The 24,318-nt window shown below is 67.5% G+C and carries 22 protein-coding genes and 3 tRNA genes; 12 read left to right on the forward strand and 13 right to left on the reverse strand.

The features are described from left to right. Positions 1–264: 264 nt before the first annotated feature. The 4 genes from proV to ABUE11_RS13145 all read left to right on the forward strand — a co-directional run bounded on the left by proV (position 265) and on the right by ABUE11_RS13145 (position 4,735). Positions 265–1,557 (forward strand): glycine betaine/L-proline ABC transporter ATP-binding protein ProV, encoded by a 1,293-nt coding sequence (gene proV / locus ABUE11_RS13130; RefSeq protein WP_367065704.1) that lies wholly within the window; start codon positions 265–267, stop codon positions 1,555–1,557. A 26-nt stretch (positions 1,558–1,583) separates the two neighbouring features. Next, positions 1,584–2,756, forward strand: a complete 1,173-nt coding sequence (gene proW, locus ABUE11_RS13135; protein WP_367068817.1) for a glycine betaine/L-proline ABC transporter permease ProW — start codon at positions 1,584–1,586, stop codon at positions 2,754–2,756. 65 nt (positions 2,757–2,821) lie between these two features. Next, on the forward strand, positions 2,822–3,832 hold the full coding sequence (proX, locus tag ABUE11_RS13140) for a glycine betaine/L-proline ABC transporter substrate-binding protein ProX (RefSeq protein WP_367065705.1): 1,011 nt from the start codon (positions 2,822–2,824) through the stop codon (positions 3,830–3,832). Between the two features lie 114 nt (positions 3,833–3,946). Continuing rightward, entirely contained in the window at positions 3,947–4,735 is a 789-nt protein-coding gene (locus ABUE11_RS13145; protein WP_367065707.1) for a Crp/Fnr family transcriptional regulator, read from the forward strand. A gap of 49 nt (positions 4,736–4,784) precedes the next feature. On the opposite strand, the gene fumC is transcribed toward ABUE11_RS13145, so the two are convergent. Beyond that, positions 4,785–6,170, reverse strand: coding sequence for a class II fumarate hydratase (gene fumC / locus ABUE11_RS13150; RefSeq protein ID WP_367065709.1), 1,386 nt, complete (start codon positions 6,168–6,170; stop codon positions 4,785–4,787). Positions 6,171–6,344: 174 nt separating this feature from the next. Here fumC and ABUE11_RS13155 point away from each other — a divergent pair, with 174 nt between their 5' ends. Together ABUE11_RS13155 and ABUE11_RS13160 are read left to right on the forward strand one after the other, a co-directional pair. Next, complete coding sequence (locus ABUE11_RS13155; RefSeq protein WP_367065710.1) at positions 6,345–7,904, forward strand: fumarate hydratase; 1,560 nt, start codon at positions 6,345–6,347, stop codon at positions 7,902–7,904. A gap of 169 nt (positions 7,905–8,073) precedes the next feature. Then, entirely contained in the window at positions 8,074–9,024 is a 951-nt protein-coding gene (locus ABUE11_RS13160) for a ketopantoate reductase family protein (protein WP_367065711.1), read from the forward strand. A 90-nt stretch (positions 9,025–9,114) separates the two neighbouring features. Here ABUE11_RS13160 and ABUE11_RS13165 read toward each other — a convergent pair whose 3' ends face one another. Continuing rightward, the gene (locus ABUE11_RS13165) at positions 9,115–10,323 is read right to left on the reverse strand and encodes a CaiB/BaiF CoA-transferase family protein (protein WP_367065713.1); all 1,209 of its coding nucleotides are present in this window, start codon (positions 10,321–10,323) and stop codon (positions 9,115–9,117) included. A 255-nt stretch (positions 10,324–10,578) separates the two neighbouring features. On the opposite strand from ABUE11_RS13165, the gene ABUE11_RS13170 reads away from it, so the two are divergent. Then, complete coding sequence (locus ABUE11_RS13170) at positions 10,579–10,884, forward strand: winged helix-turn-helix transcriptional regulator (protein ID WP_367065714.1); 306 nt, start codon at positions 10,579–10,581, stop codon at positions 10,882–10,884. A 104-nt stretch (positions 10,885–10,988) separates the two neighbouring features. Then, the gene (locus tag ABUE11_RS13175; protein WP_367065715.1) at positions 10,989–11,348 is read left to right on the forward strand and encodes an FKBP-type peptidyl-prolyl cis-trans isomerase; all 360 of its coding nucleotides are present in this window, start codon (positions 10,989–10,991) and stop codon (positions 11,346–11,348) included. A gap of 88 nt (positions 11,349–11,436) precedes the next feature. On the opposite strand, the gene rimO is transcribed toward ABUE11_RS13175, so the two are convergent. The 11 genes from rimO to folC all read right to left on the reverse strand — a co-directional run bounded on the left by rimO (position 11,437) and on the right by folC (position 21,090). Further along, complete coding sequence (rimO, locus tag ABUE11_RS13180; RefSeq protein WP_367065716.1) at positions 11,437–12,828, reverse strand: 30S ribosomal protein S12 methylthiotransferase RimO; 1,392 nt, start codon at positions 12,826–12,828, stop codon at positions 11,437–11,439. Positions 12,829–12,885: 57 nt separating this feature from the next. Then, positions 12,886–13,425 (reverse strand): polyhydroxyalkanoate synthesis repressor PhaR, encoded by a 540-nt coding sequence (gene phaR, locus ABUE11_RS13185; RefSeq protein ID WP_367065718.1) that lies wholly within the window; start codon positions 13,423–13,425, stop codon positions 12,886–12,888. Positions 13,426–13,623: 198 nt separating this feature from the next. Then, positions 13,624–13,700 (reverse strand) — tRNA-Asp (locus ABUE11_RS13190). 47 nt (positions 13,701–13,747) lie between these two features. Beyond that, positions 13,748–13,823 (reverse strand) — tRNA-Glu (locus ABUE11_RS13195). Positions 13,824–13,855: 32 nt separating this feature from the next. Next, a tRNA-Ala gene (locus ABUE11_RS13200) sits at positions 13,856–13,931 on the reverse strand. 65 nt (positions 13,932–13,996) lie between these two features. Continuing rightward, complete coding sequence (gene gltX / locus ABUE11_RS13205) at positions 13,997–15,397, reverse strand: glutamate--tRNA ligase (RefSeq protein WP_367065720.1); 1,401 nt, start codon at positions 15,395–15,397, stop codon at positions 13,997–13,999. Continuing rightward, positions 15,394–16,608: an O-succinylhomoserine sulfhydrylase gene (locus ABUE11_RS13210; protein WP_367065721.1), complete on the reverse strand. Its 1,215-nt coding sequence runs from the start codon at positions 16,606–16,608 to the stop codon at positions 15,394–15,396. Before ABUE11_RS13210 ends, gltX begins: the two co-directional genes overlap by 4 nt. A 130-nt stretch (positions 16,609–16,738) precedes the next feature. Then, the gene (gene purF, locus ABUE11_RS13215; RefSeq protein ID WP_367065722.1) at positions 16,739–18,247 is read right to left on the reverse strand and encodes an amidophosphoribosyltransferase; all 1,509 of its coding nucleotides are present in this window, start codon (positions 18,245–18,247) and stop codon (positions 16,739–16,741) included. Positions 18,248–18,321: 74 nt separating this feature from the next. Further along, on the reverse strand, positions 18,322–18,810 hold the full coding sequence (locus ABUE11_RS13220; RefSeq protein ID WP_367065723.1) for a CvpA family protein: 489 nt from the start codon (positions 18,808–18,810) through the stop codon (positions 18,322–18,324). 31 nt (positions 18,811–18,841) lie between these two features. Then, on the reverse strand, positions 18,842–19,747 hold the full coding sequence (locus ABUE11_RS13225; RefSeq protein ID WP_367065724.1) for an SPOR domain-containing protein: 906 nt from the start codon (positions 19,745–19,747) through the stop codon (positions 18,842–18,844). 17 nt (positions 19,748–19,764) lie between these two features. Beyond that, positions 19,765–21,090 (reverse strand): bifunctional tetrahydrofolate synthase/dihydrofolate synthase, encoded by a 1,326-nt coding sequence (gene folC, locus ABUE11_RS13230; RefSeq protein ID WP_367065725.1) that lies wholly within the window; start codon positions 21,088–21,090, stop codon positions 19,765–19,767. Between the two features lie 47 nt (positions 21,091–21,137). Here folC and ABUE11_RS13235 point away from each other — a divergent pair, with 47 nt between their 5' ends. From ABUE11_RS13235 to argG, 4 genes are all read left to right on the forward strand, one after another. Continuing rightward, positions 21,138–21,518 carry an ArsC family reductase gene (locus ABUE11_RS13235; protein WP_367065726.1) on the forward strand — a complete coding sequence of 127 codons (381 nt, stop codon included), beginning with the start codon at positions 21,138–21,140 and terminating at the stop codon, positions 21,516–21,518. A 126-nt stretch (positions 21,519–21,644) separates the two neighbouring features. Continuing rightward, on the forward strand, positions 21,645–22,334 hold the full coding sequence (locus tag ABUE11_RS13240; RefSeq protein WP_367065727.1) for a glycine zipper 2TM domain-containing protein: 690 nt from the start codon (positions 21,645–21,647) through the stop codon (positions 22,332–22,334). 119 nt (positions 22,335–22,453) lie between these two features. Beyond that, complete coding sequence (locus tag ABUE11_RS13245) at positions 22,454–22,771, forward strand: pyrimidine/purine nucleoside phosphorylase (protein WP_367065728.1); 318 nt, start codon at positions 22,454–22,456, stop codon at positions 22,769–22,771. Positions 22,772–22,844: 73 nt separating this feature from the next. Beyond that, on the forward strand, positions 22,845–24,188 hold the full coding sequence (gene argG, locus ABUE11_RS13250; RefSeq protein WP_367065729.1) for an argininosuccinate synthase: 1,344 nt from the start codon (positions 22,845–22,847) through the stop codon (positions 24,186–24,188). The last annotated feature ends 130 nt before the right edge of the window (positions 24,189–24,318 follow it).

The raw sequence follows: 24,318 nt of genomic DNA on the forward strand, positions 1-24,318 counted from the left end.
TGAATCAGGACGGGGTTTGAGCAGGTTGGCTGTGCCTGCAGCAGCAGCGCCATTGCCAACCCACGGTCGCCACGACGCGGCCGCACGCAATGCTTTAGACAGAGGCTCTTGCGCACCGCCCCTGGTGCCATCCGAGCCACTTTCAGTCACTTTCGCCGAACGTCCTGGATCGTCCAGGCACCGCGCGCCCAGACACAGCCGTCGCGGCTGCGTCTGCGCGTGCGTGGATGGATGTTCGGCCCAGTGTTTCGAAGGAGAGACTTGATGGCCACTCCCATCATCACCATCGACCAGGTGTTCAAGGTCTTCGGCGACGCGCCGGAGCAGGCCATGAACCTGGTTCGGCAAGGCCTGAGCAAGCAGGAGATCCTGCAGCGCACAGGCAGTTCGATCGGCGTTTTCGACGCCAGCTTCACGATCGGCACCGGCGAGATCTTCGTCGTCATGGGCCTGTCGGGCTCCGGCAAGTCGACGCTGGTGCGCATGCTCAACCGGCTGATCGAGCCCACCAGCGGACGCATCCTGATCAATGACCAGGACATCAACCAGCTGTCCGACAAGGCCCTGCGCCAGCTGCGTCGCAAGGACATCTCCATGGTGTTCCAGTCGTTTGCGCTGATGCCGCACATGACGGTGCTGGAGAACACGGCCTTCGGCCTGGAACTGGCCGGCGTGCCCCGCGCCGAACGCGAGAAGGCGGCGCAGGAGGCGCTTGCGCAGGTGGGCCTCGCGGGCTGGGGCGCAAGCTACCCGGACGAGCTCTCGGGCGGCATGCAGCAGCGCGTGGGCCTGGCGCGCGCTCTGGCGGCGGACCCGTCCATCCTGCTGATGGACGAGGCCTTCTCGGCACTCGACCCCATCATCCGCACCGAGATGCAAAGTGAGCTGCTGCGCCTGCAGCAGGTGCGCCGACGCACCATCGTCTTCATCTCGCACGACCTGGACGAGGCCATGCGCATTGGCGACCGCATCGCCATCATGAAGGACGGCCAGGTGGTGCAGGTGGGCACGCCCGACGAGATCCTGCGCCATCCGGCCAACGACTATGTGCGCGACTTCGTGCGCGGCGTGGACACGGCCGCCGTCTTCAAGGCGCGCGACATTGCGCGCCAGGCCTTCACCGTCGTGTCCGAGCACAGCGACCGCGGCAGCCGTGCGACGCTGCGCCTGCTCGAGGATTCGGACCGCGACTACGCCTATGTGCTCTCCAGTCGCAAGCGCTTCCTGGGCACGGTGTCCTCGCAGTCGCTGCGCCGCGCCCTGCATGGGCACCACGGCCCGCTGGGGCTGCAGCACGCCTTTGTGCCCAATGCACCTGCGCTGGCGGCCGACACGCCGGTGGCGGAGCTGTTCGGCGTGATGGCCGATGCGCCCTGCCCGCTGCCCGTGGTGGATGAGGACGGGCGCTTTCTGGGCGTCATCAGCCGCACCACGCTGATGAAGTTCCTGGACCGCGACACCCCGCCGGTGCAGCCGCCGCAGACCGAGCGCCCCCCGCTGACCCTGAACCCGCAATTCCCGCATGGCGCCACCAACCCCGTGGCGCCCTCCGCCTGAATGCCCGAGGAGCCATTCATCGCATGATTGACGACAGCACCTACACCACCAACGCCACCCACACCACGATTGCCCAGAACGATCCCTGGGCCGCCGCCGAAAGCGGCACCGACACCACCGCGGACACCGCTGGCACCCCACCTGCGGACACCCCCGACGCCGCCGGCGCGGCCGCCGACCCCTGGGGCGCCGACGCCACCTCCGCCCCGGCGGCCGGCAGCGACTGGCTCCACGGCTCCGCCGCCACGCCCGAGCCGCAGCAGGGCGAGGGCCTGGGCGCGCTGTGGCAACAGATCAGTGCCGAGGGCCTGCCCATCCAGGGCTGGATCAACGAGGGCCTGCACTGGGTGGTGGAGCACTTCCGTCCCTTCTTTCAGGCCGTGCGTGCGCCCATCGACGCCACGCTCACCGGCATGACCGACGCGCTGCTGGCCCTGCCCTGGCCGGTCATGGTGGTGGTGATGGCCCTGCTGGCCTGGCAGTTTGCCGGGCGCGCGCTGGCCGTGGCCACGGCCGTGTCACTGGCCGCCGTGGTGGTGCTGGGCATCTGGAGCGACGCCATGGTCACGCTGGCGCTGGTGCTCACCTCGCTGCTGTTCTGCGTCGTCATCGGGCTGCCGCTGGGCATCGTGCTGGCCACCAGCGACCGCGCGCAAAGGCTCACCCGGCCGCTGCTGGACGCCATGCAGACCACGCCCGCCTTCGTCTATCTCGTGCCCGTGGTCATGCTGTTCGGCATCGGCAACGTGCCGGGCGTCATCGTCACCATCGTGTTCGCACTGCCGCCGCTGGTGCGCCTGACCAACCTGGGCCTGCGCCAGGTGCGGCCCGACCTCGTGGAAGCGAGCCGCGCCTACGGCGCCTCCGCCTGGCAGCTGCTGTGGAAGGTGCAGCTGCCGCTGGCCATGCCATCCATCATGGCGGGCATCAACCAGTCGCTCATGCTCAGCCTGTCCATGGTGGTCATCGCCTCGATGATTGCCGTCGGCGGCCTGGGTCAGATGGTGCTGCGCGGCATCGGCCGCTTGGACATGGGCCTGGCCACGGTGGGCGGCCTGGGCATCGTGCTGCTGGCCATCGTGCTCGACCGCATCACCCAGGCCATGGGCGAGCCGCGCCGCAGCGGCCAGCGCTGGTGGCACACCGGGCCCCTGGGCCTGCTGCTGCGCCCGCGCGGCAAGTCCACTCAAAAACAATAGCTGCTAGCGCTTTACAGACAAGCTATTGAAGCCATTTTTATCCATATTCAACACAGGAGATACGCATGCAACAACGCTTCAAGACCCTGCGCCTGCTGGCTGCCACAGCCGGCATCGCCCTGGCCGGCCTGACGGCCCAGGCCGCCGATCTGCCCGACAAGGGTGTCACGGTCCAGCCGCTCAAGAGCTCGATTGCCGAGGAAACCTTCCAGACCCTGCTGGTCATGAAGGCCCTGGAGAAGCTGGGCTACGAGGTGCAGCCCATCAAGGAGGTGGAATACCCCACGGCGCACATCGCCATCGCCAACGGCGACGCCACCTTCATGGCCGACCACTGGAATCCACTGCACGCCGACTACTACAAGAACGCGGGCGGTGACGCCAAGCTCTGGCGCAAGGGCATCTATTCCGGCAACGCCGCGCAGGGTTACCTCATCGACAAGAAGACCGCCGACGCGCACAAGATCACCAACATCGGCCAGCTCAAGGACCCGGCCATTGCCAGGCTGTTCGACAGCAACGGTGACGGTAAGGCGGACCTGACCGGCTGCAACCCCGGCTGGGGTTGCGAGGCGGTGATCGAGCACCATCTCGACGCCTACCAGCTGCGCGACACGGTGACGCACAACCAGGGCAGCTACTCGGCGTTGATTGCCGACACCATTGCGCGCTATCGCGAAGGCAAGCCGGTGCTCTATTACACGTGGACACCCTACTGGGTGAGCAACGAGCTCAAGCCCGGCCGCGACGTGGTGTGGCTGGAGGTGCCGTTCTCCTCGCTGCCGGGCGCGCAGAAGGGGCTGGATACCAAGCTGCCCAACGGCAAGAACTACGGCTTTGTGGTGAACAACCAGCAGATCGTCGCCAACAAGGCATGGGCAGAGAAGAACCCCGCCGCCGCCAGGCTGTTCGAGGTAATGCAACTGCCGGTGGCCGACATCAACGCCCAGAACCACCTGATGAGCCAGGGCCAGAACAAGGCCGCCGACATCGAGCGCCACACCAACGCCTGGATTCGTGCGCACCAGGCGACGTTCGACGGCTGGATCAACCAGGCACGCGCGGCGGCGCGCTGATTCCGACCAGGGGACGGGCGCCCGTGCACCCCACAGTTCAGAGGGGGATGCCTGAATAGGTGATAAACCCTAAAATGGATTTCGAAGGCGGTGAGCCGCCGCCTGCGACACATCATGAATGCCATTCAGCGCCCTATCCCTGACACACCGTCCTCTGTCCGCCCCCTGCTGACCGCTGCGGAGCGCGAGGCCATCGGCCGCAACGCCTGGTTCTCCGCACTCACGCCATCGCTGCGCCACGACATCCTGCGCCTGGGCCATGTCACGCGCCACGCACATGGCGACACCATCGTCGAGCAAGGCCAGCCCATACGCCACTGGTTCACCTGCGCCAGCGGCGCACTGCGTTTCCGGCGCCATACCGCCGCGGGCAAGCAGGTCACGCTGGCCTATGTGGAGCCCGGCATCTGGGTGGGCGAGGCGGAGGTGCTCTACGGCCGACCCTGCACCTACGACGCGCACGCCCATGGGGCCACCACGGTGCTGAGCGTTCCGGAGCCCGTGCTGCGCAACCTGCTGCAGGAGCACCCGAGCTTCGGCCAGGCCCTGCTCACGCTGCAGGCCAAGAGCATGCGCTCGCTCTACTTCGTGATGGAGGACATGGCCACGATGCCGCTGCGCGCGCGTCTGGCCAAGCAGCTGCTGCACCTGCTCGAGCGCTTCGGCTCACGCCATGCGCCGGCCCAGTCCGGCCGCCCCCTGGGCCTGTCGCTGGCGCAGGAGGAACTGGCGGGCCTCGTGGGCAGCTCGCGCCAGCGCCTGAACGTGGAGCTCAAATGGCTGGAGCGCCAGGGCATGATCAGCGTGCGCCCCCGCGGCATCGAGGTGCTTGACGAAGAGGCCATGCAGGCGCTCGTCGCGCAGGCCGCGGCCGAGGGTGCGCAGGACGTGGCGACCGACTGAGAGGCGGCGAGAGGCGTACCTCGTCCCCTGCGCCAGTCCGCGCAGGGGCTCAGCGCCCCACCATTTTCCCGGGCACCACCCATTCGTCGAACTGCTCGGCCGTGACATGGCCCGAGGCGATGGCCGCCTCGCGCAGGCTGGTGCCTTCCTTGTGCCCCTTCTTGGCGATGGCCGCGGCCTTGTCGTAGCCGATGTGCGGATTCAGCGCGGTCACCAGCATCAGCGACTGCTGCACCAGATGGGCTATGCGCTCGCGGTTGGGCTCGATGCCCACGGCGCAGTGGTTGTTGAAGCTCACGATGCCGTCGGCCAGCAGGCGCACGCTCTGCAGGAAGTTGTGCGCCACCAGGGGACGGAACACGTTGAGCTCGAAGTTGCCCGACATGCCGCCGATGTTGATGGCCACGTCGTTGCCCATGACCTGCGCGGCCAGCATGGTGATGGCCTCGCTCTGCGTGGGATTGACCTTGCCCGGCATGATGCTCGAGCCCGGCTCGTTCTCGGGGATGGAGATCTCGCCGATGCCGCTCCTGGGCCCGCTGGCGAGCCAGCGCACATCGTTGGCGATCTTGTTCATGCTCGCAGCCAGGGTCTTGAGCGCGCCGTGTGCGTGCACCAGCGCATCCTGCGAGGCAAGCGACTCGAACTTGTTGGGTGAGGTGACGAAGGGCAGTCCCGTGATGGCGGCCAGCTCCTTGGCGACGCCTTCGGCGTAGCCCTTGGGCGCGTTCAGGCCCGTGCCCACGGCCGTGCCGCCCAGGGCCAGCTCGCACAGGTGTGGCAGCGCGTCCCGCACATGCCTGGCCCCATGTTCGAGCTGTGCGACCCAGCCAGAAATCTCTTGCCCCAGCGTGAGCGGCGTGGCGTCCTGCAGATGGGTGCGGCCGATCTTGACGATGTCGTCGAAGTCCTGCGCCTTCTGCGCCAAGGTCTTGCGCAGCACCTCGATGGCGGGCAGCAAGCGATTGGTCAACGCGTCGACCGCCGCGACATGCGCCGCGGTGGGAAACACGTCGTTGGACGACTGGCTCTTGTTCACGTCGTCGTTGGGGTGCACGAGGCGGCTCTCGCCGCGCTCACCGCCCAGCAGCTCGCTCGCGCGGTTGGCGATGACCTCGTTGAGGTTCATGTTGGTCTGCGTGCCCGAGCCGGTCTGCCAGACCACGAGCGGGAACTCATCGGGGTGCCGGCCGTCGATGACCTCCTGCGCGGCGGCGACGATGGCGTCCTTCTTCTCGGCGCCCAGCAGACCGAGCGCGTGGTTCACCGTGGCAGACGCCCGCTTGACCTGGGCGAGCGCCTTGATGATCTCGCGCGGCTGGCGCTCGCCCGAGATGTCGAAGTTCTGCAGCGAGCGCTGCGTCTGCGCGCCCCAGAGCCTGTCGGCAGGGACATCGATGGGGCCGAAGGTGTCACGTTCAATGCGAGTGGTCATGGTGATGCAACAGGACAGGGAGTGGAGGAATGTGAGCGATGGTCAACCGGCAAGAATACACCCAGATAAAAACCATTCTCATTTGCAAACCAAACGAATAGGCGCACTTCAGCCTGGCGCAAGGTGCAGGGCGATAATCCCAGGGTTTGCTTTCCAACTACTACGCGCCCCACCATGACCACTACCATCCGGTACCACGACCTCGTGGAGTCCGTCGCTGCAGCATTGCAGTACATCAGCTACTACCACCCTGCCGACTACATCGCGCACCTGGCGCGCGCCTATGAGCGCGAGCAAAGCCCCGCGGCCAAGGACGCGATGGCGCAGATCCTCACCAACAGCAAGATGAGCGCCACGGGCCACCGCCCGATCTGCCAGGACACGGGCATCGTCAACGTGTTCCTGAAGATCGGCATGAACGTGCGCTTTGAGGGCTTTGCCGCCGACCAGAGCCTGGAGGACGCCGTCAACGAGGGCGTGCGCCGCGGCTACAACCACCCGGACAACACGCTGCGCGCCAGCGTTGTGGCCGACCCGCTGTTTGCACGCAAGAACACCCGCGACAACACCCCCGCCGTCATCAACGTGCAGATCGTGCCGGGCGACAAGCTCGACGTGACCGTGGCCGCCAAGGGCGGCGGCAGCGAGAACAAGTCCAAGATGGTCATGATGAACCCGAGCGACAACCTGGTCGACTGGGTCTTGAAGACCGTGCCCACCATGGGCGCCGGCTGGTGCCCGCCGGGCATGCTGGGCATAGGCATCGGCGGCACGGCGGAAAAGGCCGTGCTGCTGGCCAAGGAAAGCCTGATGGAAGACCTGAACATGTACGAGCTGCAGGCCAAGGCCGCGCGCGGCGAGAAGCTTGACCAGGTCGAGGAGCTGCGCCTGGAGCTCTACGAGAAGGTCAACGCGCTGGGCATTGGCGCCCAGGGCCTGGGCGGCCTGTCCACCGTGCTGGACGTGAAGATCAAGATGTACCCCACGCATGCCGCGAGCAAGCCCGTGGCCATGATCCCCAACTGCGCGGCCACGCGCCACGCGCATTTCGTCATGGACGGCAGCGGCCCCGTGTACCTGGAGGCCCCGAGCCTGGACCTGTGGCCCAAGATCGACTGGGCGCCGGACTACACCAAGTCCCGCCGCGTGGATCTGAACCAGCTGACCAAGGAAGAGGTCGCGAGCTGGAAGCCCGGCGACCGCCTGCTGCTCAACGGCAAGATGCTCACCGGCCGCGACGCCGCGCACAAGCGCATCCAGGACATGCTGGCCAAGGGCGAGAAGCTGCCCGTGGACTTCACCAACCGCGTCATCTACTACGTCGGCCCCGTGGACCCGGTGCGTGACGAGGTGGTCGGCCCCGCCGGCCCCACCACGGCCACGCGCATGGACAAATTCACGCGCATGATGCTCGAGCAGACCGGCCTGATCGCCATGATCGGCAAGTCCGAGCGCGGCCCGGTCGCCATCGAGGCCATCAAGGACAACAAGAGCGCCTACCTGATGGCCGTGGGCGGCGCCGCCTACCTCGTGAGCAAGGCCATCAAGCAGGCCAGGGTGGTCGGCTTTGAAGACCTGGGCATGGAAGCCATCTACGAATTCGACGTGGTGGACATGCCCGTCACCGTGGCCGTGGACGCGGGCGGCACCAGCGCCCACATCACCGGCCCGGCCGAATGGCAAAAGCGCATCGCCGCGGGCGAGTTCAAGGGCATCGAGGTCGCCTCGGCCTGAAAGGCTCGGGAAGCACGAGAGGCCCGAGAAGCCTGACCGGACGGGCAGCCCCCTGCCCGCCCATGAGAAGCCGCCGACTGGCGGCTTTTTTTGTGCCCCCCGCGCCATGCGGCCTGGGCCCGCAGGCGCTACAGTGCCGCACCATCGTCGCCACCGCACAGGGCCTGCCATGTCTCCTTCCCCCATCCCTGCCGCCCCACCCGCATCCGAGCGCCTGCGCTTTGCCATCATGGGCGCGGGCGCCGTGGGCTGCTATTTCGGCGCGCTGCTGGCGCGCGCCGGCCATGCCGTCACCCTCATCGGTCGCCCGCACCATGTGCAGGCGATCGCCTCGCGCGGCCTGCGGCTGCAGACGGCCACCGAGGATGTGCATCTGCCCATGGGGGCGAGCACCGATGCCGCCGCCGTGGCCGGCGCCGACGTGGTGCTGCTGTGCGTCAAGTCCACCGACACCGAGTCCGCCGCCCGGCAGATTCAGCCCCACCTCACGCCCGGCGCCCTGGTGCTCACGCTGCAGAACGGCGTGGACAACGACGAGCGCGTGCGCGCCGTGCTGGGCCCGGGGCAGAGCGTGGCTGCGGCCGTGGTCTATGTGGCCACGGCCATGGCCGGGCCGGGCCATGTGCGCCACTTCGGGCGCGGCGAGCTGGTGATCGCGCCCTCGCCGCTCGCGCCGCGCCTGACGCGCGAGCTGAGCGCGGCGGGCATCCGGGCCCAGGTGTCGGACAACGTGCGCGGCGCACTCTGGGCCAAGCTGGTCATCAACTGCGCCTACAACGCGCTGTCGGCCATCGTGCAAGAACCCTACGGCTGGCTGGTGCAGCAGGACGGGGCCCAGGAGGTGATCGCCGACCTCGTGGCCGAATGCCTGGCCGTCGCGCAGGCCGACGGCGTGCAGCTGCCGGGCGACGTGCACGACGCCGTGCGCGGCATTGCACAGACCATGCCGGCTCAGCTGTCCTCCACCGCGCAGGACCTCGCGCGCGGCCGGCCATCGGAGATCGAACACCTGAACGGCTATGTGGTGCAGCGCGGCGCGGCCCTGGGCGTGGCCACGCCCGTCAACCGCACGCTGCTGGTGCTGGTGCGCATGGCGCAGGCGGCGCACCCCAGCCCGTAGTCCATGGAACGCAGCGCGCAAAGCGGGTGCGGAATCCGCAAAAACAATAGCTGTTCGCGCTTGTCCATGGCGCGCCAGCGGCCATTTTGGCTATGCAACGGCAGCGGCCTCATGGAGCGCCGCCACCTCGTCCGGCGTATAGCCCAGCCCCGCGAGCAGCTCGCGGGTGTGCTGGCCCAGGCGGGGCGGGTCGGCACGCACGCCCGGGCGTCGGCCCGCCAGGCGCAGCGGCAGCAGCGTGGTGCGCGCGCGCTGGCCCGCGCGCTCGCCGTCGGGCAGCGTGATCTCTGCCAGGCCTGCCGTGGCGTTCAGGTGCGGGTCGTCAAACAGCTGCTCAGGCCGCAGGATGGGCGCGAACGGCAGGCCATGGCGCTCGAACGTGGCGGCCAGCTCCTCGGCCCGGTGCGCGGCCAGGCGCCGGCGCAGCTCGGGCAGCAGCGTGGCGCGGGCGCGCACGCGGTCGTTGTTGCTCGCGTGGCGCGGGTCGGCCTTCAGGTCGGCATAGCCCATGGCATCGCAAAAGGTCTGCCATTGCGCGTCGCTGACGACGGCCAGGAAGATCTGCCCCCCGTCCTTCACGCCGAACACGTCGTACACGCCCCAGGAGGAAATGCGCTCGGGCATGGGCGCGGCCGGCTCACCGGTGACGGCGTATTGCATCATGTGCTGGCCCACGAGCAGCACGTTGTTCTCGAACAGCGCCGCGTCCACCTCCTGACCGCGGCCCGTGCGCCCGCGCTGCATCAGCGCGGCCATGGCCCCGATGGCGCCGAACATGCCGCCCATGATGTCGTTGACGCTGCTGCCCGCGCGCAGCGGGTCACCGGGGCGGCCCGTCATGTAGGCCAGGCCGCCCATCATCTGCACCACCTCGTCGAGCGCCGTGCGGTGCTCGTACGGCCCGGGCAGAAAGCCGCTGTGGTTCACGTAGATCAGGCCCTCGTTGAGGCGCGACAGGGACGCGTAGTCCAACCCGTGGCGGGCCATCACGCCGGGCTTGAAGTTCTGCGCCACCACGTCGGCGCTGCTGGCCAGGCGTATCGCCACCTCCAGCCCCGCGCGGTTGCGCAGGTCGATGGCGATGCTTTTCTTGTTGCGGTTGAACATGGGAAAGAACCCCGCACCCGCACCGAGCAGGTGGCGCGTGCGGTCGCCGTCTATGGGCTCGACCTTGATGACCTCGGCCCCCAGGTCGGCCAGCACCATGCCGCAGGTGGGGCCCATGACCATGTGGGTGAACTCCACCACGCGCAGGCCGTCGAGCGGCAGGGCGGTGCCAGCAGATGTTGTCGTATTCATGACGCAGCGAAGAAGAGAGACGGGACAGAAGATGGCGGGCCGCCGAGCATGCCACGGGGTGCAAGCACTCCCGGTGAGCGTCAACGTGGCCTGTGATTCTTTTCAGACGAACAGACACGGTAGTCATACGCCAGGAGCTACCAAACTTGTAGCATCCCAAAATCCACGCTACCATACTGCTATGGTTTTTCGACCCACCGCCTGGCCCGCCAGGGCGGCAACCCTCACCCAACCCAAGCGCAAGGAGAAGCGTTCATGAGCTCCAAAGAAAACGCCGCCGTCTTCCAGCTGTTCGAGAAGCTCGAATGCCGCTACGCGCTGCGCGTGCTGTGGGCCCTGCGCGACGGCCATCCGCAGACCTTCCGCCTGCTGCAGGACAGCGTGGGCGGCATCACGCCCAACACGCTCAACACCCGCATCAAGGAGCTCCGCGAGGCCGGCTTTCTCGATCATGGCAGCGACGGCTACATCGTCACGCCCTCGGGGCAGGACCTGCTCAAGCGCCTGTCCGACGTGCAGGCCTTTGCCAACCGCTGGTCAGCCGCGCGCGTCAAGAAGTAAGCGCCCTGCAAGACACACGCCGTCCCCGCCTGGCGTGTTTTCGAGCTGCAGCGCTTGCTGGTCAAGCGCGAGCAGCTATCATTTTTTCAACGACAAGGAAACCCATGGCCTTCACCACCACCGCCTCCGGCCTGCAGTATGAAGACACCGTCGTCGGCACGGGCGCCGCGGCCACGCGCGGCCAGTCCGTGCGCGTGCACTACACGGGCTGGCTCTACAAGGACGGCCAGCAGGGCGCCAAGTTCGACTCCAGCCGCGACCGCAACGACCCGTTCGAATTCCCCCTGGGCGCGGGCATGGTCATCAAGGGCTGGGACGAGGGCGTGCAGGGCATGCAGATCGGCGGCCAGCGCACGCTCATCATCCCGCCCGAACTGGGCTACGGCGCGCGCGGCGCGGGCGGCGTGATCCCGCCCAACGCCACGCTCAAGTTCGACGTGGAGCTGCTGGCCGTCCAGGGCTGAGTGGCTGTGCTGGCGCCCTGCCCCGCCTGGGGCAGCCGCCAACAAAAAAGGAGCGTGGTCCCCACGCTCCTTTTTTTATGTGCAACCGTCACACCGGCAGGCCGACCAGGTCATGGCCCTGGGTGCCCACGATGCGCGCCTTGACGAAGTCGCCCACCTTGTAGGTCTTGCTGATTTTCTCGGGCGGCAGCAGGTGCACAAGGCCGTCAATCTCGGGCGCATCGGCCCAGCTGCGGCCCACGCCGCCCTTCTTGCCCAGGCCTACGGACTTGTCGACCAGCACCTGCAGGGTCTGGCCCACGCGTCGCTGCAGGCGCGCGGTGGAGACTTCCTCTGCCACGGCCATGAAGCGCGCGCGGCGCTCCTCGCGCAGCTCCTGGGGCAGCATGCCGGGCAGATCGTTGGCGGCCGCGCCCTTGACATTGCTGTAGGCAAAGCAGCCGGCGCGGTCGATCTGGGCCTCGCGCAGGAAGTCCAGCAAGTGGGCAAACTCCTCCTCGGTCTCGCCGGGGAAGCCCGCGATGAAGGTGCTGCGAATCACGAGCTCGGGGCACATCTCGCGCCAGCGCTGGATGCGCTCGAGGTTCTTCTCGCCGCTGGCCGGGCGCTTCATGCGCTTCAGAACATCGGGGTGGCTGTGCTGGAAGGGCACGTCCAGATAGGGCAGCACCAGGCCATCCTGCATCAGCGGGATGATGTCGTCCACGCTCGGATAGGGGTAGACATAGTGCAGGCGCACCCAGGCGCCGTAGCCCTTGGCGATCTCGCCCAGGGTCTGGACCAGCTCGAGCAGGCGCGTGCGCACGGGCTTGCCGTCCCAGAAGCCGGTGCGGTACTTCACGTCCACGCCGTAGGCCGAGGTGTCCTGGCTCACGACCAAGAGCTCCTTGACGCCGCCCTCGAACAGCGCGCGCGCCTCCTTGAGCACGTCGCCCACGGGGCGCGAGACCAGGTCGCCGCGCATCGACGGGATGATGCAGAACGTGCAGCGATGGTTGCAGCCCTCGCTGATCTTCAGGTAGGCATAGTGGCGCGGCGTGAGCTTGATGCCGGCATCGCCAAAGCTGCCGGGCACCAGGTCCAGGAAGGGGTCGTGCGGCTTGGGCAGGTGCTGGTGCACATGCTCCATGACCTCCTGCGCGGCATGCGGGCCGGTGACGGCGAGCACATTGGGGTGCACGCCCTTGACGAGGTTGCCACCGCCGTCATCGGCACGCGCACCCAGGCAGCCGGTGACGATGACCTTGCCGTTGTCGGCCAGCGCCTCGCCAATGGTGTCCAGGCTCTCGCGCACGGCGTCGTCGATGAAGCCGCAGGTGTTGACGATGACCAGGTCCGCGCCCTGGAAGGTCTTGGAGGTCTCGTAGCCCTCGGCCGAGAGCTGCGTGAGTATGAGTTCGGAGTCCGTCAGGTTCTTGGGGCAGCCCAGGCTGACGAAGCCGATCTTCGGGGTTTTCGTGGGGGAGAGTGCATCGCTCATCCCCGTATTGTCCCAGTTTGGCCGAAACCGGCGTTGCTGTCGGCCTTCAGTCGGCCTTCAGCGCTTCTTGATGCCGAACGCACCCAGCATCTGCTCGGTCTGCTTCTGCATCTGCTCCTGCATCTGCTGGTACATGGTTTGCGACTGCTCCATGTAGTTGCCCATCAGCCCCTTCATCATGGGTGACTGCAGGTTCATGAACTGCGACCACATCTCGGGCGTGAAGCCCTGGGTCTGCTCGGCCAGCTTGGCCTGCATCTCGGTGAACATCTGCACGTTCTTCTCAAGGTAGCTGCCCATGAAGCCCTGCATGGCGTGGCCGTAGAAGCGGATGATGTTGGCCAGCGCCGCCTCGCTGAACATGGGCGCGCCGCCGGCCTCCTCCTCCAGGATGATCTGCAGCAGGATGCTGCGCGTGAGGTCCTCGCCGCTCTTGGCATCGCGCACGACGACCGACTCGCCGTTCATGACCAGCTGCTTGACCTCGGCCAGCGTGACATAGGTCGACGTGGAAGTGTCGTACAGGCGGCGATTGGGGTATTTCTTGATGACGCGCTGCGCGCTCTTGGCTTCCGGCGTGGGATTGGTGTCGGTCACTTACGGCTCCTCGGGTCTCTCGCCCGTCGTGTATTGCAGTGCAACAGATTCTAGAGAGGCCACGGCCGCGATACGGACAGGAATACCCTGAGCGCCCGGACTGCCGGGCGCCAAGGGCGGCCGCACTGCCGCAGCAGCCTTGAAAAAGCAAAAAGCCGTTGCATGTCATGGACTTGCAACGGCTTTGCCTCAAACTCTTGGCGGAGTGGACGGGACTCGAACCCGCGACCCCCGGCGTGACAGGCCGGTATTCTAACCGACTGAACTACCACTCCGCGTCGGTATTGCGTTCGACTCTTGCGAGTCCAAGTGCAATAAAACTTGGCGACCCTACGGGGATTCGAACCCCGGTACTCACCGTGAAAGGGTGATGTCCTAGGCCTCTAGACGATAGGGTCAAAACCTAAGAACTTCCGTTCGATTTTTCAGGTGGTGGAGGTAAGCGGGATCGAACCGCTGACCTCTTGCATGCCATGCAAGCGCTCTCCCAGCTGAGCTATACCCCCGTTGATGTCAACCTCGAACTGCTTCGTTGTCGTCATCACCTGAGCCTCAAATTATATACAGAGTTTCAGTGGTTTTGCAAACGCGCGAGAATTTTTTCGCGCCCAAGCAATTCCAGCACCGCATCGACCGATGGCGTGTGCGCCGTGCCCATGGTGAGCACGCGCACGGGCATGGCCAGCTGCGGCATCTTGGCGCCCTGCTCCTTGAGCACCTGCTTGAGGGCCGCGGCGATCGCGTCCTTGTTCCATTCCACGCTCTGCATGGCAGCAGCAAAGGCGGCGAGCAGCGGCTGGGCCGCTTCCGTCACATGCTTGGCCAGGTCTTCGGCGTTGCGCTCGATGGCGTCCACATAGAACAGGCGCACCCAGGCGGCCAGGTCGACCAGGGTGTCGCAGCGGTCCTTGAACAGCGCGCAGATGCGCGGCAGGCGCTCGTCCAGCTGGGCTGCCGGCACGCCCGCCTTTTCGGCGAACGGCGTGACCAGGCGGGCCAGTTCGGCATCGTCCAGCGCCTTCATGTGCTGGGCGTTGACCCAGCGCAGCTTGGCCTCGTCGAACTGACCGGCGCTGCGCCCCAGGTGGTCGAGGTTGAACCATTCCAGGAACTGCGCGCGCGAGAAGATCTCGTCGTCGCCATGGCTCCAGCCCAGGCGCGCGAGATAGTTGACCATGGCGTCGGGCAGGTAGCCCTCGTCACGGTACTGCGTGACGGCCTTGGCGCCGTTTCTCTTGCTCATCTTCTCGCCGGCTTCGTTGAGCACGGTGGGCAGGTGGGCAAACACCGGCACCTGCGCACCCAGGGCCTCGAAGATATGGATCTGGCGCGGCGTGTTGTTCACATGGTCGTCGCCACGGATAACATGGGTGATGCCCATGTCCATGTCGTCCACGCAGACGCAGAAGTTGTAGGTGGGCGTGCCGTCGGGGCGGGCGATGACCAGGTCGTCGAGCTCGCTGTTCTGAAACTCGATGCGGCCCTTGCACTTGTCGTCCCAGGCCACCACGCCGGTTTGCGGCGTCTTGAAGCGCAGCACGGGCTGCACGCCTTCGGGAATGGGCGGCAGCTGCTTGCCCGGCTCGGGGCGCCAGGTGCCGTCGTAGCGCGGCTTTTCCTTGTTGGCCATCTGGCGCTCGCGCAGCGCGTCGAGTTCCTGCACGCTCATGTAGCAGGGATAGACATGGCCGCTGGCCTTGAGCCGTTCGAGCACCTCGCGGTAGCGGTCCATGCGCTGCATCTGGTAGTACGGGCCCTCGTCATGGTCTAGCTGCAGCCAGGCCATGCCCTCCAGGATGACGTCGACCGAGGCCTGGGTGGAGCGCTCCAGATCCGTGTCTTCGATGCGCAGGATGAAGTCGCCACCGTTGGCGCGGGCAAAGGCCCAGGGGTAGAGCGCCGAGCGGATGTTGCCCAGGTGGATGAAGCCCGTGGGGGACGGAGCGAATCGGGTACGTACTTTCTGTGTCATTGCAGGGTGTCCAGGCCGCGCAGCAGGTCGGCCTTCAGATCGTTCAGATGTTCCAGGCCCACCGAGATGCGAATCAGGCCCTGGCCAATGCCGGCGGCCTGGCGCTGCTCCTCGGTCAGACGCCCATGCGAGGTACTGGCCGGGTGGGTGATGGTGGTCTTGACGTCGCCCAGGTTGGCGGTGATAGAGCACAGGCGCGTGCTGTCGACCACATGGAAGGCGTTGGCGCGCAGCTGCTCGGCGCCCTGGCCCACCACGTCAAACGCCAGCACCGTGCCGCCCATGCCCGACTGCTGGCGCATGGCGAGCTGGTGCTGCGGGTGGCTTTCCAGGCCGGGGTAGTACACGCGCGCGACCTTGGGGTGGCCTTCGAGCCAGCGCGCCAGCTCCAGCGCGGCGGCGCTCTCGGCCTTGACGCGCAGCGCCAGCGTCTCCAGGCCCTTCAAGACCACCCAGGCGTTGAACGGCGAGAGGTTGAGGCCGCCGCTGCGCAGAAAGGTGCCCATGACCTTGTCGACCAGCGCCGTCGTGCCGCACACGGCGCCGGCCATGACACGGCCCTGGCCGTCGATGAGCTTGGTGCCCGAGTGCACGATGAGGTCGGCACCAAACTCCGCGGGGCGCTGCAACACGGGCGAGGCGAAGCTGTTGTCCACCGTCAGCAGCGCGCCGTGGTTGTGCGCGATGTCGGCGAGCTGGGCGATGTCGCACAGGTCGGTCAGCGGATTGGTCGGCGTCTCGGCAAACAGCATGCGCGTGTTCGGGCGCACGGCCGCCTTCCAGGCGGCAGAGTCGGTCTGGGACACAAAGGTGGTCTCGACGCCAAAGCGCGCCATCTCGGTGCCCAGCAGCTTCATGGTGGAGCCGAACATGGACTGCGAGGCCACCACATGGTCACCGGCCTTGAGCGCCGTCAGCGCCACGAGCAGGATGGCCGCCATGCCGGTGCTGGCGGCCACGGCGCATTCCGTGCCCTCCATGGCCGCCAGGCGCTGCTCGAAGCTCGCCACCGTCGGGTTGGCGGTGCGGGTGTAGGTGTAGCCGAGCTCGGCGTTGGCAAAGCGCTCGGCGGCCGTGGCGCAGTCGCTCTGCACGAAGCTGCTCGTCAGGTACAGGGCCTCGCTGTGCTCGCCCCATTGGCTGCGCTCGACGGCCTGGCGCACGGCAAGAGTGTCCGGATGCAGGCCCGGCGGCAAGGAATGATCGTTCACGATATCTAGGATGCTTTGAAAATAAGAGCTGCTGACGCTTGGTGGATCGTGCATTCAGGCACAAAACGACCAGAAAATCAGCCCAGACAAGCGCGAGGCGCTCATCTTTTTGACAGTCCACGGACTCGTGTCACGACTCCTGCGCATTGGGCAGGGACAGGCGCGAGGTGTCCTCCGCCTCGTCCTCGCCGCCGCGCTGGCGCCCCTCGTTGAGGGCGGTGACCTCCTCGTCGGAGATGTCGCCGGTGATGTACACACCGTCGAAGCACGAGGCCTCGAAGCCATGGACCTTGGGATTGATCATGCCCACGGTCTGCTTCATGGCATCCACGTCCTGGTAGATCAAGGCGTCCGCGCCTATGACCTGGCGGATCTCCTCGACTGTGCGGTTGTGCGCGACGAGCTCGGTGCGCGTGGGCATGTCGATGCCGTAGACGTTGGGATGGCGCACGGGTGGCGCGGCCGAGGCCAGATAGACCTTGACGGCGCCCGCGTCACGCGCCATCTGCACGATCTCCTTGGAGGTGGTGCCGCGCACGATGGAGTCGTCGACGAGCAGCACGCGCTTGCCCTTGAATTCGCTGGCGATGGCGTTGAGCTTCTGGCGCACCGACTTCTTGCGCGTGCTCTGCCCCGGCATGATGAAGGTGCGCCCCACGTAGCGGTTCTTGACGAAGCCCTCGCGATACGGAATGCCCAGCAGCTGCGCGAGCTGCATAGCGCTCGGGCGGCTCGATTCGGGAATCGGGATGATGGCATCGATCTCGCTCGGCGGCACGGTGGAGACCACGCGCTTGGCCAGCGTCTCGCCCATGTTCAGGCGCGCCTGGTAGACCGAGATGCCGTCCATGACCGAGTCGGGGCGCGCCAGATAGACATACTCGAACACGCAGGGGTTCAGGCTTGGCTGCTCGGCGCATTGCCGGGTCTCGATACGGCCATCGAGGTGCACGAACACCGCCTCGCCGGGGGCCACGTCGCGCTCGAGCTGGTGCAGCGTGCCCTCGAGCGCCACGGACTCGCTGGCCACCATCACCGTGCCGTCGGCACCGCGGCCCAGGCACAGCGGGCGGATGCCGAAGGGGTCGCGGAAGGCCAGCAGGCCGTAGCCCGCGATCAGGGCCACGACGGCGTAGGAGCCCTTGAGGCGCTTGTGCACCGCACGCACGGCGGCGAACACGTCATCGACCTGCAGCGGCGCGCCGCTGCTGGCGCGCGCGAGCTCGTGCGCAAGCACGTTGAGCAGCACCTCGGAATCGCTCTCGGTATTCGTGTGGCGGTGATCCGTCTCGGCCAGCTCGCGGCGCAGCTGCTTGGCGTTGGTCAGATTGCCGTTGTGCACCATGACGATGCCGAACGGCGCATTCACGTAGAAGGGCTGGGCCTCCTCCTCGCTCGACGCATTGCCCGCCGTGGGGTAGCGCACCTGGCCCAGGCCGACCGGGCCCGGCAGCGCGCGCATGTTGCGCGTGCGGAACACGTCGCGCACCATGCCCTTGGCCTTGTGCATGAAGAACTTGCGCCCCTCCTGCGTGACAATGCCCGCGGCGTCCTGCCCCCGGTGCTGCAGCAGCAGCAAGGCGTCATAGATCAGCTGATTGACAGGGGTCTTGCTGACCACGCCGACGATTCCACACATAGTTCGCGTTCCATTTCAGCGGCGGGACCGCCCCGCCCAAACACATTCCAGACCGCTGCGCGCAGCGGCACGATTCACGCCGGCAGATGCTGCCCCAGCTGCGCCGGCAACATGGGCCGCAGGCCCTTGAGCGCGGCCTCCAGCCAGGGGACGGCCTGCGACTGCTGCCACCAGGGCGCCTGCTGCAACTGCAGCCACCCCACCACCAGCACCACCGCCAGCAAGAGCACCAGGCCACGCAGCGCGCCGAACAAGGCGCCCAGGGCGCGGTCGGCAGGCCGCAGGCCCACGGCCGACACCAGCTTCTGCGCCAGCCAGGCCAGCAGGCCCCAGGCGAACACCGTGGCCACGAAGACCAGGATGAATCCCGCCACATGGCGCCACGCCGCATCGGCCTGCCCCATGGGCAGCCACGCTCCCGCCGCATCGGCATACCACTGGGCGGCAAAAAACGCCACCACCCAGCCGGCCAGCGAAAACAGCTCGAACACCAGCCCGCGCCACGCCCCGATCAGCAGGGACGCCGCCAGCACGGTGAGAAAAATCCAGTCCAGCGCCGCCATGCGCAGTCCATCCAGCAACTGCGGCGCCCGGCTACAGCGTCAGCACCGACGCCGACAGCCCCGCCGCCTTCACGCGCCCGACCGCCTTGTCGGCATCGGCGCGGCTCTCGAACGGCCCCAGGCGCACGCGCGTGCGCTTGCCATCCTTGGTGTCCACCACCTGGGTATAGGTCTTGAGCCCGGAGCGCTCGAGCCGCTGGCGCACCTCGCGCACCTTGTCGGCATCGGCAAATGCGCCCACCTGCACGATGAAGCGGCCCTGCTCCGCGGCCGCGGGGCTCTCGGCCCGCGCCTGCACGCTGCGCCCCTCCAGCAGGGCGCGTGCGCGCGCGGCGTCGTCGACGCGCGCGGGCCTGGACTCTGCGGACGCCTCGGGCCTGGCAGCCGGCTTCGGTTCTGGCTTGGGCTCAGGCTTCGGTTCCGGCTTGGGCTCGGGCTTCGGCTTGGCCTCGGGCTTGGGCTCCGGCCTGGGTTCGGGCTTGGGCTCGGGTTTGGCCTCGACGGCCGGCTTGTGCTGTGCCTGAGCCTGGGCCTGAGGCTGTGCCTGGACGGACTGCGCCGGCTCCGTCCGCGGCGCGCTGCTCAGCACCTCCTCGCCGTCGTCGAGCCCGGCCGTTGCCGGCTCGGCCACGGCCGCCTGGCCCGCGCCGGCGCCATCCTTGGGCGGCAGGACCAGCGGCGGCACCTTGTTGCGATCGGGAATGTCGATGGCCACATTGACCGCAACCGGCCTGGGCTGGGTGTCGAACACCAGCGGAAAGCCCACCACGCCGGCCAGCACCAGCACGGCCGCGCCGATCAGGCGATGGCGCGCACGCCGGCGCATCTCCTCGATGCTTTCGGCCTGGGCGCCCGCGCGCGAGCGCCTGGTGGCGGACTTGCTGCCGTCGCCCTTGGGCTCCGAGCTGCCGGGCCATCGAAACTTGAAAAATGCCATGGAGTGCTGCGCAGCCGTTATGCGCTCAGATGCTTGGCCTGCAGGCGGGGCACTCCATCCTTGAGCACACCACCCACCGTGTAGAACGAGCCAAAGACCACGATTCTATCAGCCGGGTCCGCCGCGGCCATGGCGGCGCGCAAGGCATCCTCGGGGCTGGCATGCAGGCTGGTGCCGACCTGGCGGCGCCCGCCTGCGACCATCTGCAGGGCGTTCCACTGGCGTTGCAGGCTCGCGGCCGTCTCGGCGCGCGGCGTGGGCAGGTCAGTGAAGTACCAATGGTCGACCAGCGGCCCTATCCGGGCCAGCATGGGCTTGAGATCCTTGTCGGCCATGGCGCCGAACACCGCGTGCGTGGCCGGAAAGTAGGCCATGGCGTCCAGATTGGCCGTGAGCGCCGCGACCGAATGCGGGTTGTGCGCCACATCCAGCACCAGCGTGGGCTGGCCCGCCACCACCTGAAAGCGCCCGGGCAGCTCCACCTGCGCCAGGCCCAGGCGCACGGCCTGGGCCGTGACGGGCAGGCGGCTGCGCAGCGCCTCGAGCGCGGCCAGCGCGCCCGAGGCGTTGATCAGCTGGTTCGCCCCGCGCAGCGCCGGATAGGCCAGGCCCGCGTAGCGCCGCCCGCGCCCGGCCCAGGCCCATTGCTGCTTGTCGCCCGAGTAGTTGAAGTCCTGGCCGAAGCGCCACAGCTCGGCGCCGATCTCGCGCGCATGGTCGATCACGCTCTGCGGCGGCATGGGGTCGCTGACCACAACCGGGCGCCCGGTGCGCATGATGCCGGCCTTCTCGCGGCCTATGGTCTCGCGGTCGGGGCCGAGATACTCCACATGGTCGACATCCACGCTGGTGATGACGGCGCAGTCCGCGTCGATGATGTTGGTGGCGTCGAGCCGCCCGCCCAGGCCGACCTCGAGAATCGCCACATCGAGCCGCGCCTGGCTCATCAGGCGCAGGATGGCGAGCGTGGTGAACTCGAAGTAGGTCAGCGACACCTCGGCGCCGCCCTCGGTGCGCGCGCGCTCGACGGCCTCGAAATGCGCGACCAGCGATGCGCCGTCGACGACGTCGCCCTGGATGCGGCAGCGCTCCTCGAAGCGCACCAGGTGCGGCGAGGAATACACACCCGTGCGGTAGCCTGCCTGGCGCGCCACGGATTCGATGAGCGCGCAGGTCGAACCCTTGCCATTGGTGCCCGCCACGGTGATCACCGGGCAGTCAAAGCGCAGCGCCAGCCGGCGGGCCACCTCGCCCACGCGGGCCAGGCCCATGTCGATGTTCTGGGGGTGCAGCTGCTCGCAGTGCGCCAGCCAGCCTTCCAATGTCTGGGGGAATGTATGCATAGCGGGCCGAATTGTCGCCGAGCCACGCATGGGCGATGATCGACCCCATGAACAGCCCCACCACCATCATCCTCTACGGCATTCCCAACTGCGACACCGTCAAGAAGGCGCGCGCCTGGCTGCAGGACCAGGGACTGGCCTGCCAGTTCCACGACTTCAAGAAGCAGGGCGTTCCGGCCGAGCGCCTGGCCGGCTGGATGGCCGCCGTGGGCTGGGAGAAGCTGCTCAACCGCCAGGGCACGACCTGGCGCCGCCTGGACGCCGCCGTGCAGGCCCGCGCCCAGGACGCCGAAAGCGCCGCGGCCCTGATGCGCGAGCACCCCTCGGTCATCAAGCGTCCCGTGGTCGAATGGAGCGGCACGCCCACGGGCCGCGTGACCGTGGGCTTTAAGGCCGACGCATGGCGCGAGCTGGCCGCCGGCGCGTGAGCATCCATGGACGTCTCTTTACCCAGATTTACGCACGCGCCGCAGGTCGTTCGCACAGGGCACTGAAACTGTCGGCGACCCTCGCGCGTCATGCGTTATGGCAGGGTCGAAAGGAGTATTCCTGTCATGAGAAACATCGTTGTCTTCGCCCTCGTGACCGCGGCCACCACGGGTGCCGCCGTCACACAGGCACAGGAGATGGGCCGCGTGCTGTCGGCCACGCCCATCACCCAGCAGGTGGCGGTGCCGCAGCAGGTCTGCGGCAATGAAACGGTGTACGGCGGCCCGCGCCCCACGACCGGCGCGGGTGCCGTGCTGGGCGCCATTGCCGGCGGCGCCGCGGGCAATGCCATCGGCGGGGGCGGCGGGCGCGCCGCGGCCACGGCCCTGGGCGTGATCGGCGGTGCCGTGCTGGGCAACCAGATCGAGGCCGGCCCCTCGGGCTACCGGAACGTGCAGCGCTGCACCACCGAGACCTATTACGAGAGCCGCGTGATCGGCTATGACGTGGTCTACGAATACGCCGGGCGTCGCCATCGCACGCGCACCCAGTCCGATCCGGGCGAGTGGATCGCCCTGTCGGTACAGCCCGCCGTGCCGCTCATGCCCTCCGACGACGCGCAGACCTATGGCAACCGCTACGGCAGCGGCTACGCGCAGCCCGGCGTGGTGCTGGGCACGCAGCCTGGCCCGCCCGCCTATATCGTGCAGCCGCCCCCGACCATCATCGAATTCAGCGCGCCCTACGGCTACCCACACCGTCCGTACCACCCGCACCGTCCGCCGCGCCCGCACTACCCCTACGGGGGCTATTGATTCGGGTGGGCACGAAGCCCGCCCCCAACCCTGTTTCGCGCCTTCACGGCGGCGGCGCCGCCACGGTCCGCGGCAGCGGCCTAAAATCGCCGGTTTGTCCCTGATCTGCAGCCACCATCATGACCACCGAATCGATTGCCGGCGTCACCGTCAGCACCCAGGCCAATGTCTACTTTGACGGCAAATGCGTGAGCCACGGCATCACCTACCCCGACGGCACGAAGAAGTCGGTCGGCGTGGTGCTGCCCGCGACGCTCACCTTCAACACCGGCGCGCCCGAGATCATGGAATGCGTGGCCGGCTCCTGCGAATACCGCCTTGCGGGCAGCGAGGCCTGGCTCCGCTCCGGCCCCGGCGACCGGTTCAGCATCCCGGGCAACTCCAGCTTCGACATCCGCGTGGCCGAGGCCTATCACTACATCTGCCACTTCGGCTGATATTTATCGTCTTTTTTGGCCTCCAGCCCTTGCGCAGCAAGCGCGACAAGCTATTGTTTTTGAAGAGCTTTCCATGGCAACCATCCTGCAAAACCTCCCCGTCGGCCAGAAGGTCGGCATCGCCTTCTCGGGCGGCCTCGATACCAGCGCCGCGCTGCGCTGGATGAAGAACAAGGGCGCCATTCCCTACGCCTACACCGCCAACCTGGGCCAGCCCGACGAGCAGGACTACGACGCCATCCCGCGCAAGGCCATGGAGTACGGCGCCGAGCAGGCACGCCTGATCGACTGCCGCACGCAGCTCGCGCACGAGGGCATTGCCGCCATCCAGGCCGGGGCGTTCCACATCTCCACCGGTGGCATCGCCTACTTCAACACCACGCCGCTGGGCCGCGCCGTCACGGGCACCATGCTGGTGGCCGCGATGAAGGAGGACGACGTGCACATCTGGGGCGACGGCTCCACCTTCAAGGGCAACGACATCGAGCGCTTCTACCGCTACGGGCTGCTCACCAACCCCAGCCTGCGCATCTACAAGCCCTGGCTGGACCAGGCCTTCATCGACGAGCTTGGCGGGCGCGCCGAGATGTCGGCCTTCATGACGAAGGAAGGCTTTGGCTACAAGATGAGCGCCGAGAAGGCCTACAGCACGGACAGCAACATGCTGGGCGCGACGCACGAGGCCAAGGACCTGGAGTTCTTGAACAGCGGCATCCGCATCGTCAACCCCATCATGGGCGTGGCGTTCTGGAAGCCGGAGGTCGATGTGCCGGCCGAGGAAGTCTCCGTCACCTTTGACGAGGGCCGGCCCGTGGCGCTCAACGGCCGCGAAATCGCCGACCCCGTGGAACTGTTCCTCGAGGCCAACCGCATCGGCGGCCGCCATGGCCTGGGCATGAGCGACCAGATCGAGAACCGCATCATCGAGGCCAAGAGCCGCGGCATCTACGAGGCCCCGGGCATGGCCCTCTTGCACATCGCCTACGAGCGCCTGGTGACCGGCATCCACAACGAGGACACCATCGAGCAGTACCGCCTCAACGGCCTCAAGCTCGGACGCCTGCTGTACCAGGGCCGCTGGTTCGACCCCCAGGCCATCATGCTGCGCGAGACCGCCCAGCGCTGGGTGGCGCGCGCCGTGACCGGCACCGTCACGCTGGAGCTGCGTCGCGGCAACGATTACAGCATCCTGAACACCGAAAGCCCCAACCTGACCTACGCGCCCGAGCGCCTGTCGATGGAGAAGGTCGAGGACGCGCCGTTCTCGCCGCTCGACCGCATCGGCCAGCTGACCATGCGCAACCTCGACATCTCCGACACGCGCGGCAAGCTCGGCGTGTACGCGCGCGCCGGCCTGCTGTCGCTGGGCGGCAATGCGGCCCTGGCGCAGCTCGAGGACGGCAGCGTCAAGAAATAGGCACCGCGGATCGGGTTCAGGCAGCGATTGGTGTTGTTGAGACAACCCGCGTCATCCACCGATACCCCGTCATCCCCGCCGACACACCCGACATCCCTGTCATCCCCGCGAAAGCGGGGATCCCGGTGGC

This window comes from Oryzisolibacter sp. LB2S, from assembly GCF_040732315.1.
GTDB lineage: Bacteria > Pseudomonadota > Gammaproteobacteria > Burkholderiales > Burkholderiaceae_C > Alicycliphilus > Alicycliphilus soli.

Excerpts from the sequence above, each read along its gene's own strand:
- rimO (WP_367065716.1), bottom strand. The coding sequence starts at position 12,828 with ATGAGCGATGCACTCTCCCCCACGAAAACCCCGAAGATCGGCTTCGTC.
- gltX (WP_367065720.1), bottom strand. The coding sequence starts at position 15,397 with ATGACACAGAAAGTACGTACCCGATTCGCTCCGTCCCCCACGGGCTTC.
- ABUE11_RS13220 (WP_367065723.1), bottom strand. The coding sequence starts at position 18,810 with ATGGCGGCGCTGGACTGGATTTTTCTCACCGTGCTGGCGGCGTCCCTG.
- proV (WP_367065704.1), top strand. The coding sequence starts at position 265 with ATGGCCACTCCCATCATCACCATCGACCAGGTGTTCAAGGTCTTCGGC.
- ABUE11_RS13235 (WP_367065726.1), top strand. The coding sequence starts at position 21,138 with ATGAACAGCCCCACCACCATCATCCTCTACGGCATTCCCAACTGCGAC.
- ABUE11_RS13225 (WP_367065724.1), bottom strand. The coding sequence starts at position 19,747 with ATGGCATTTTTCAAGTTTCGATGGCCCGGCAGCTCGGAGCCCAAGGGC.
- ABUE11_RS13175 (WP_367065715.1), top strand. The coding sequence starts at position 10,989 with ATGGCCTTCACCACCACCGCCTCCGGCCTGCAGTATGAAGACACCGTC.
- ABUE11_RS13145 (WP_367065707.1), top strand. The coding sequence starts at position 3,947 with ATGAATGCCATTCAGCGCCCTATCCCTGACACACCGTCCTCTGTCCGC.
- ABUE11_RS13155 (WP_367065710.1), top strand. The coding sequence starts at position 6,345 with ATGACCACTACCATCCGGTACCACGACCTCGTGGAGTCCGTCGCTGCA.
- proX (WP_367065705.1), top strand. The coding sequence starts at position 2,822 with ATGCAACAACGCTTCAAGACCCTGCGCCTGCTGGCTGCCACAGCCGGC.
- ABUE11_RS13170 (WP_367065714.1), top strand. The coding sequence starts at position 10,579 with ATGAGCTCCAAAGAAAACGCCGCCGTCTTCCAGCTGTTCGAGAAGCTC.
- fumC (WP_367065709.1), bottom strand. The coding sequence starts at position 6,170 with ATGACCACTCGCATTGAACGTGACACCTTCGGCCCCATCGATGTCCCT.
- argG (WP_367065729.1), top strand. The coding sequence starts at position 22,845 with ATGGCAACCATCCTGCAAAACCTCCCCGTCGGCCAGAAGGTCGGCATC.
- ABUE11_RS13240 (WP_367065727.1), top strand. The coding sequence starts at position 21,645 with ATGAGAAACATCGTTGTCTTCGCCCTCGTGACCGCGGCCACCACGGGT.
- purF (WP_367065722.1), bottom strand. The coding sequence starts at position 18,247 with ATGTGTGGAATCGTCGGCGTGGTCAGCAAGACCCCTGTCAATCAGCTG.
- folC (WP_367065725.1), bottom strand. The coding sequence starts at position 21,090 with ATGCATACATTCCCCCAGACATTGGAAGGCTGGCTGGCGCACTGCGAG.
- ABUE11_RS13245 (WP_367065728.1), top strand. The coding sequence starts at position 22,454 with ATGACCACCGAATCGATTGCCGGCGTCACCGTCAGCACCCAGGCCAAT.
- ABUE11_RS13160 (WP_367065711.1), top strand. The coding sequence starts at position 8,074 with ATGTCTCCTTCCCCCATCCCTGCCGCCCCACCCGCATCCGAGCGCCTG.
- ABUE11_RS13165 (WP_367065713.1), bottom strand. The coding sequence starts at position 10,323 with ATGAATACGACAACATCTGCTGGCACCGCCCTGCCGCTCGACGGCCTG.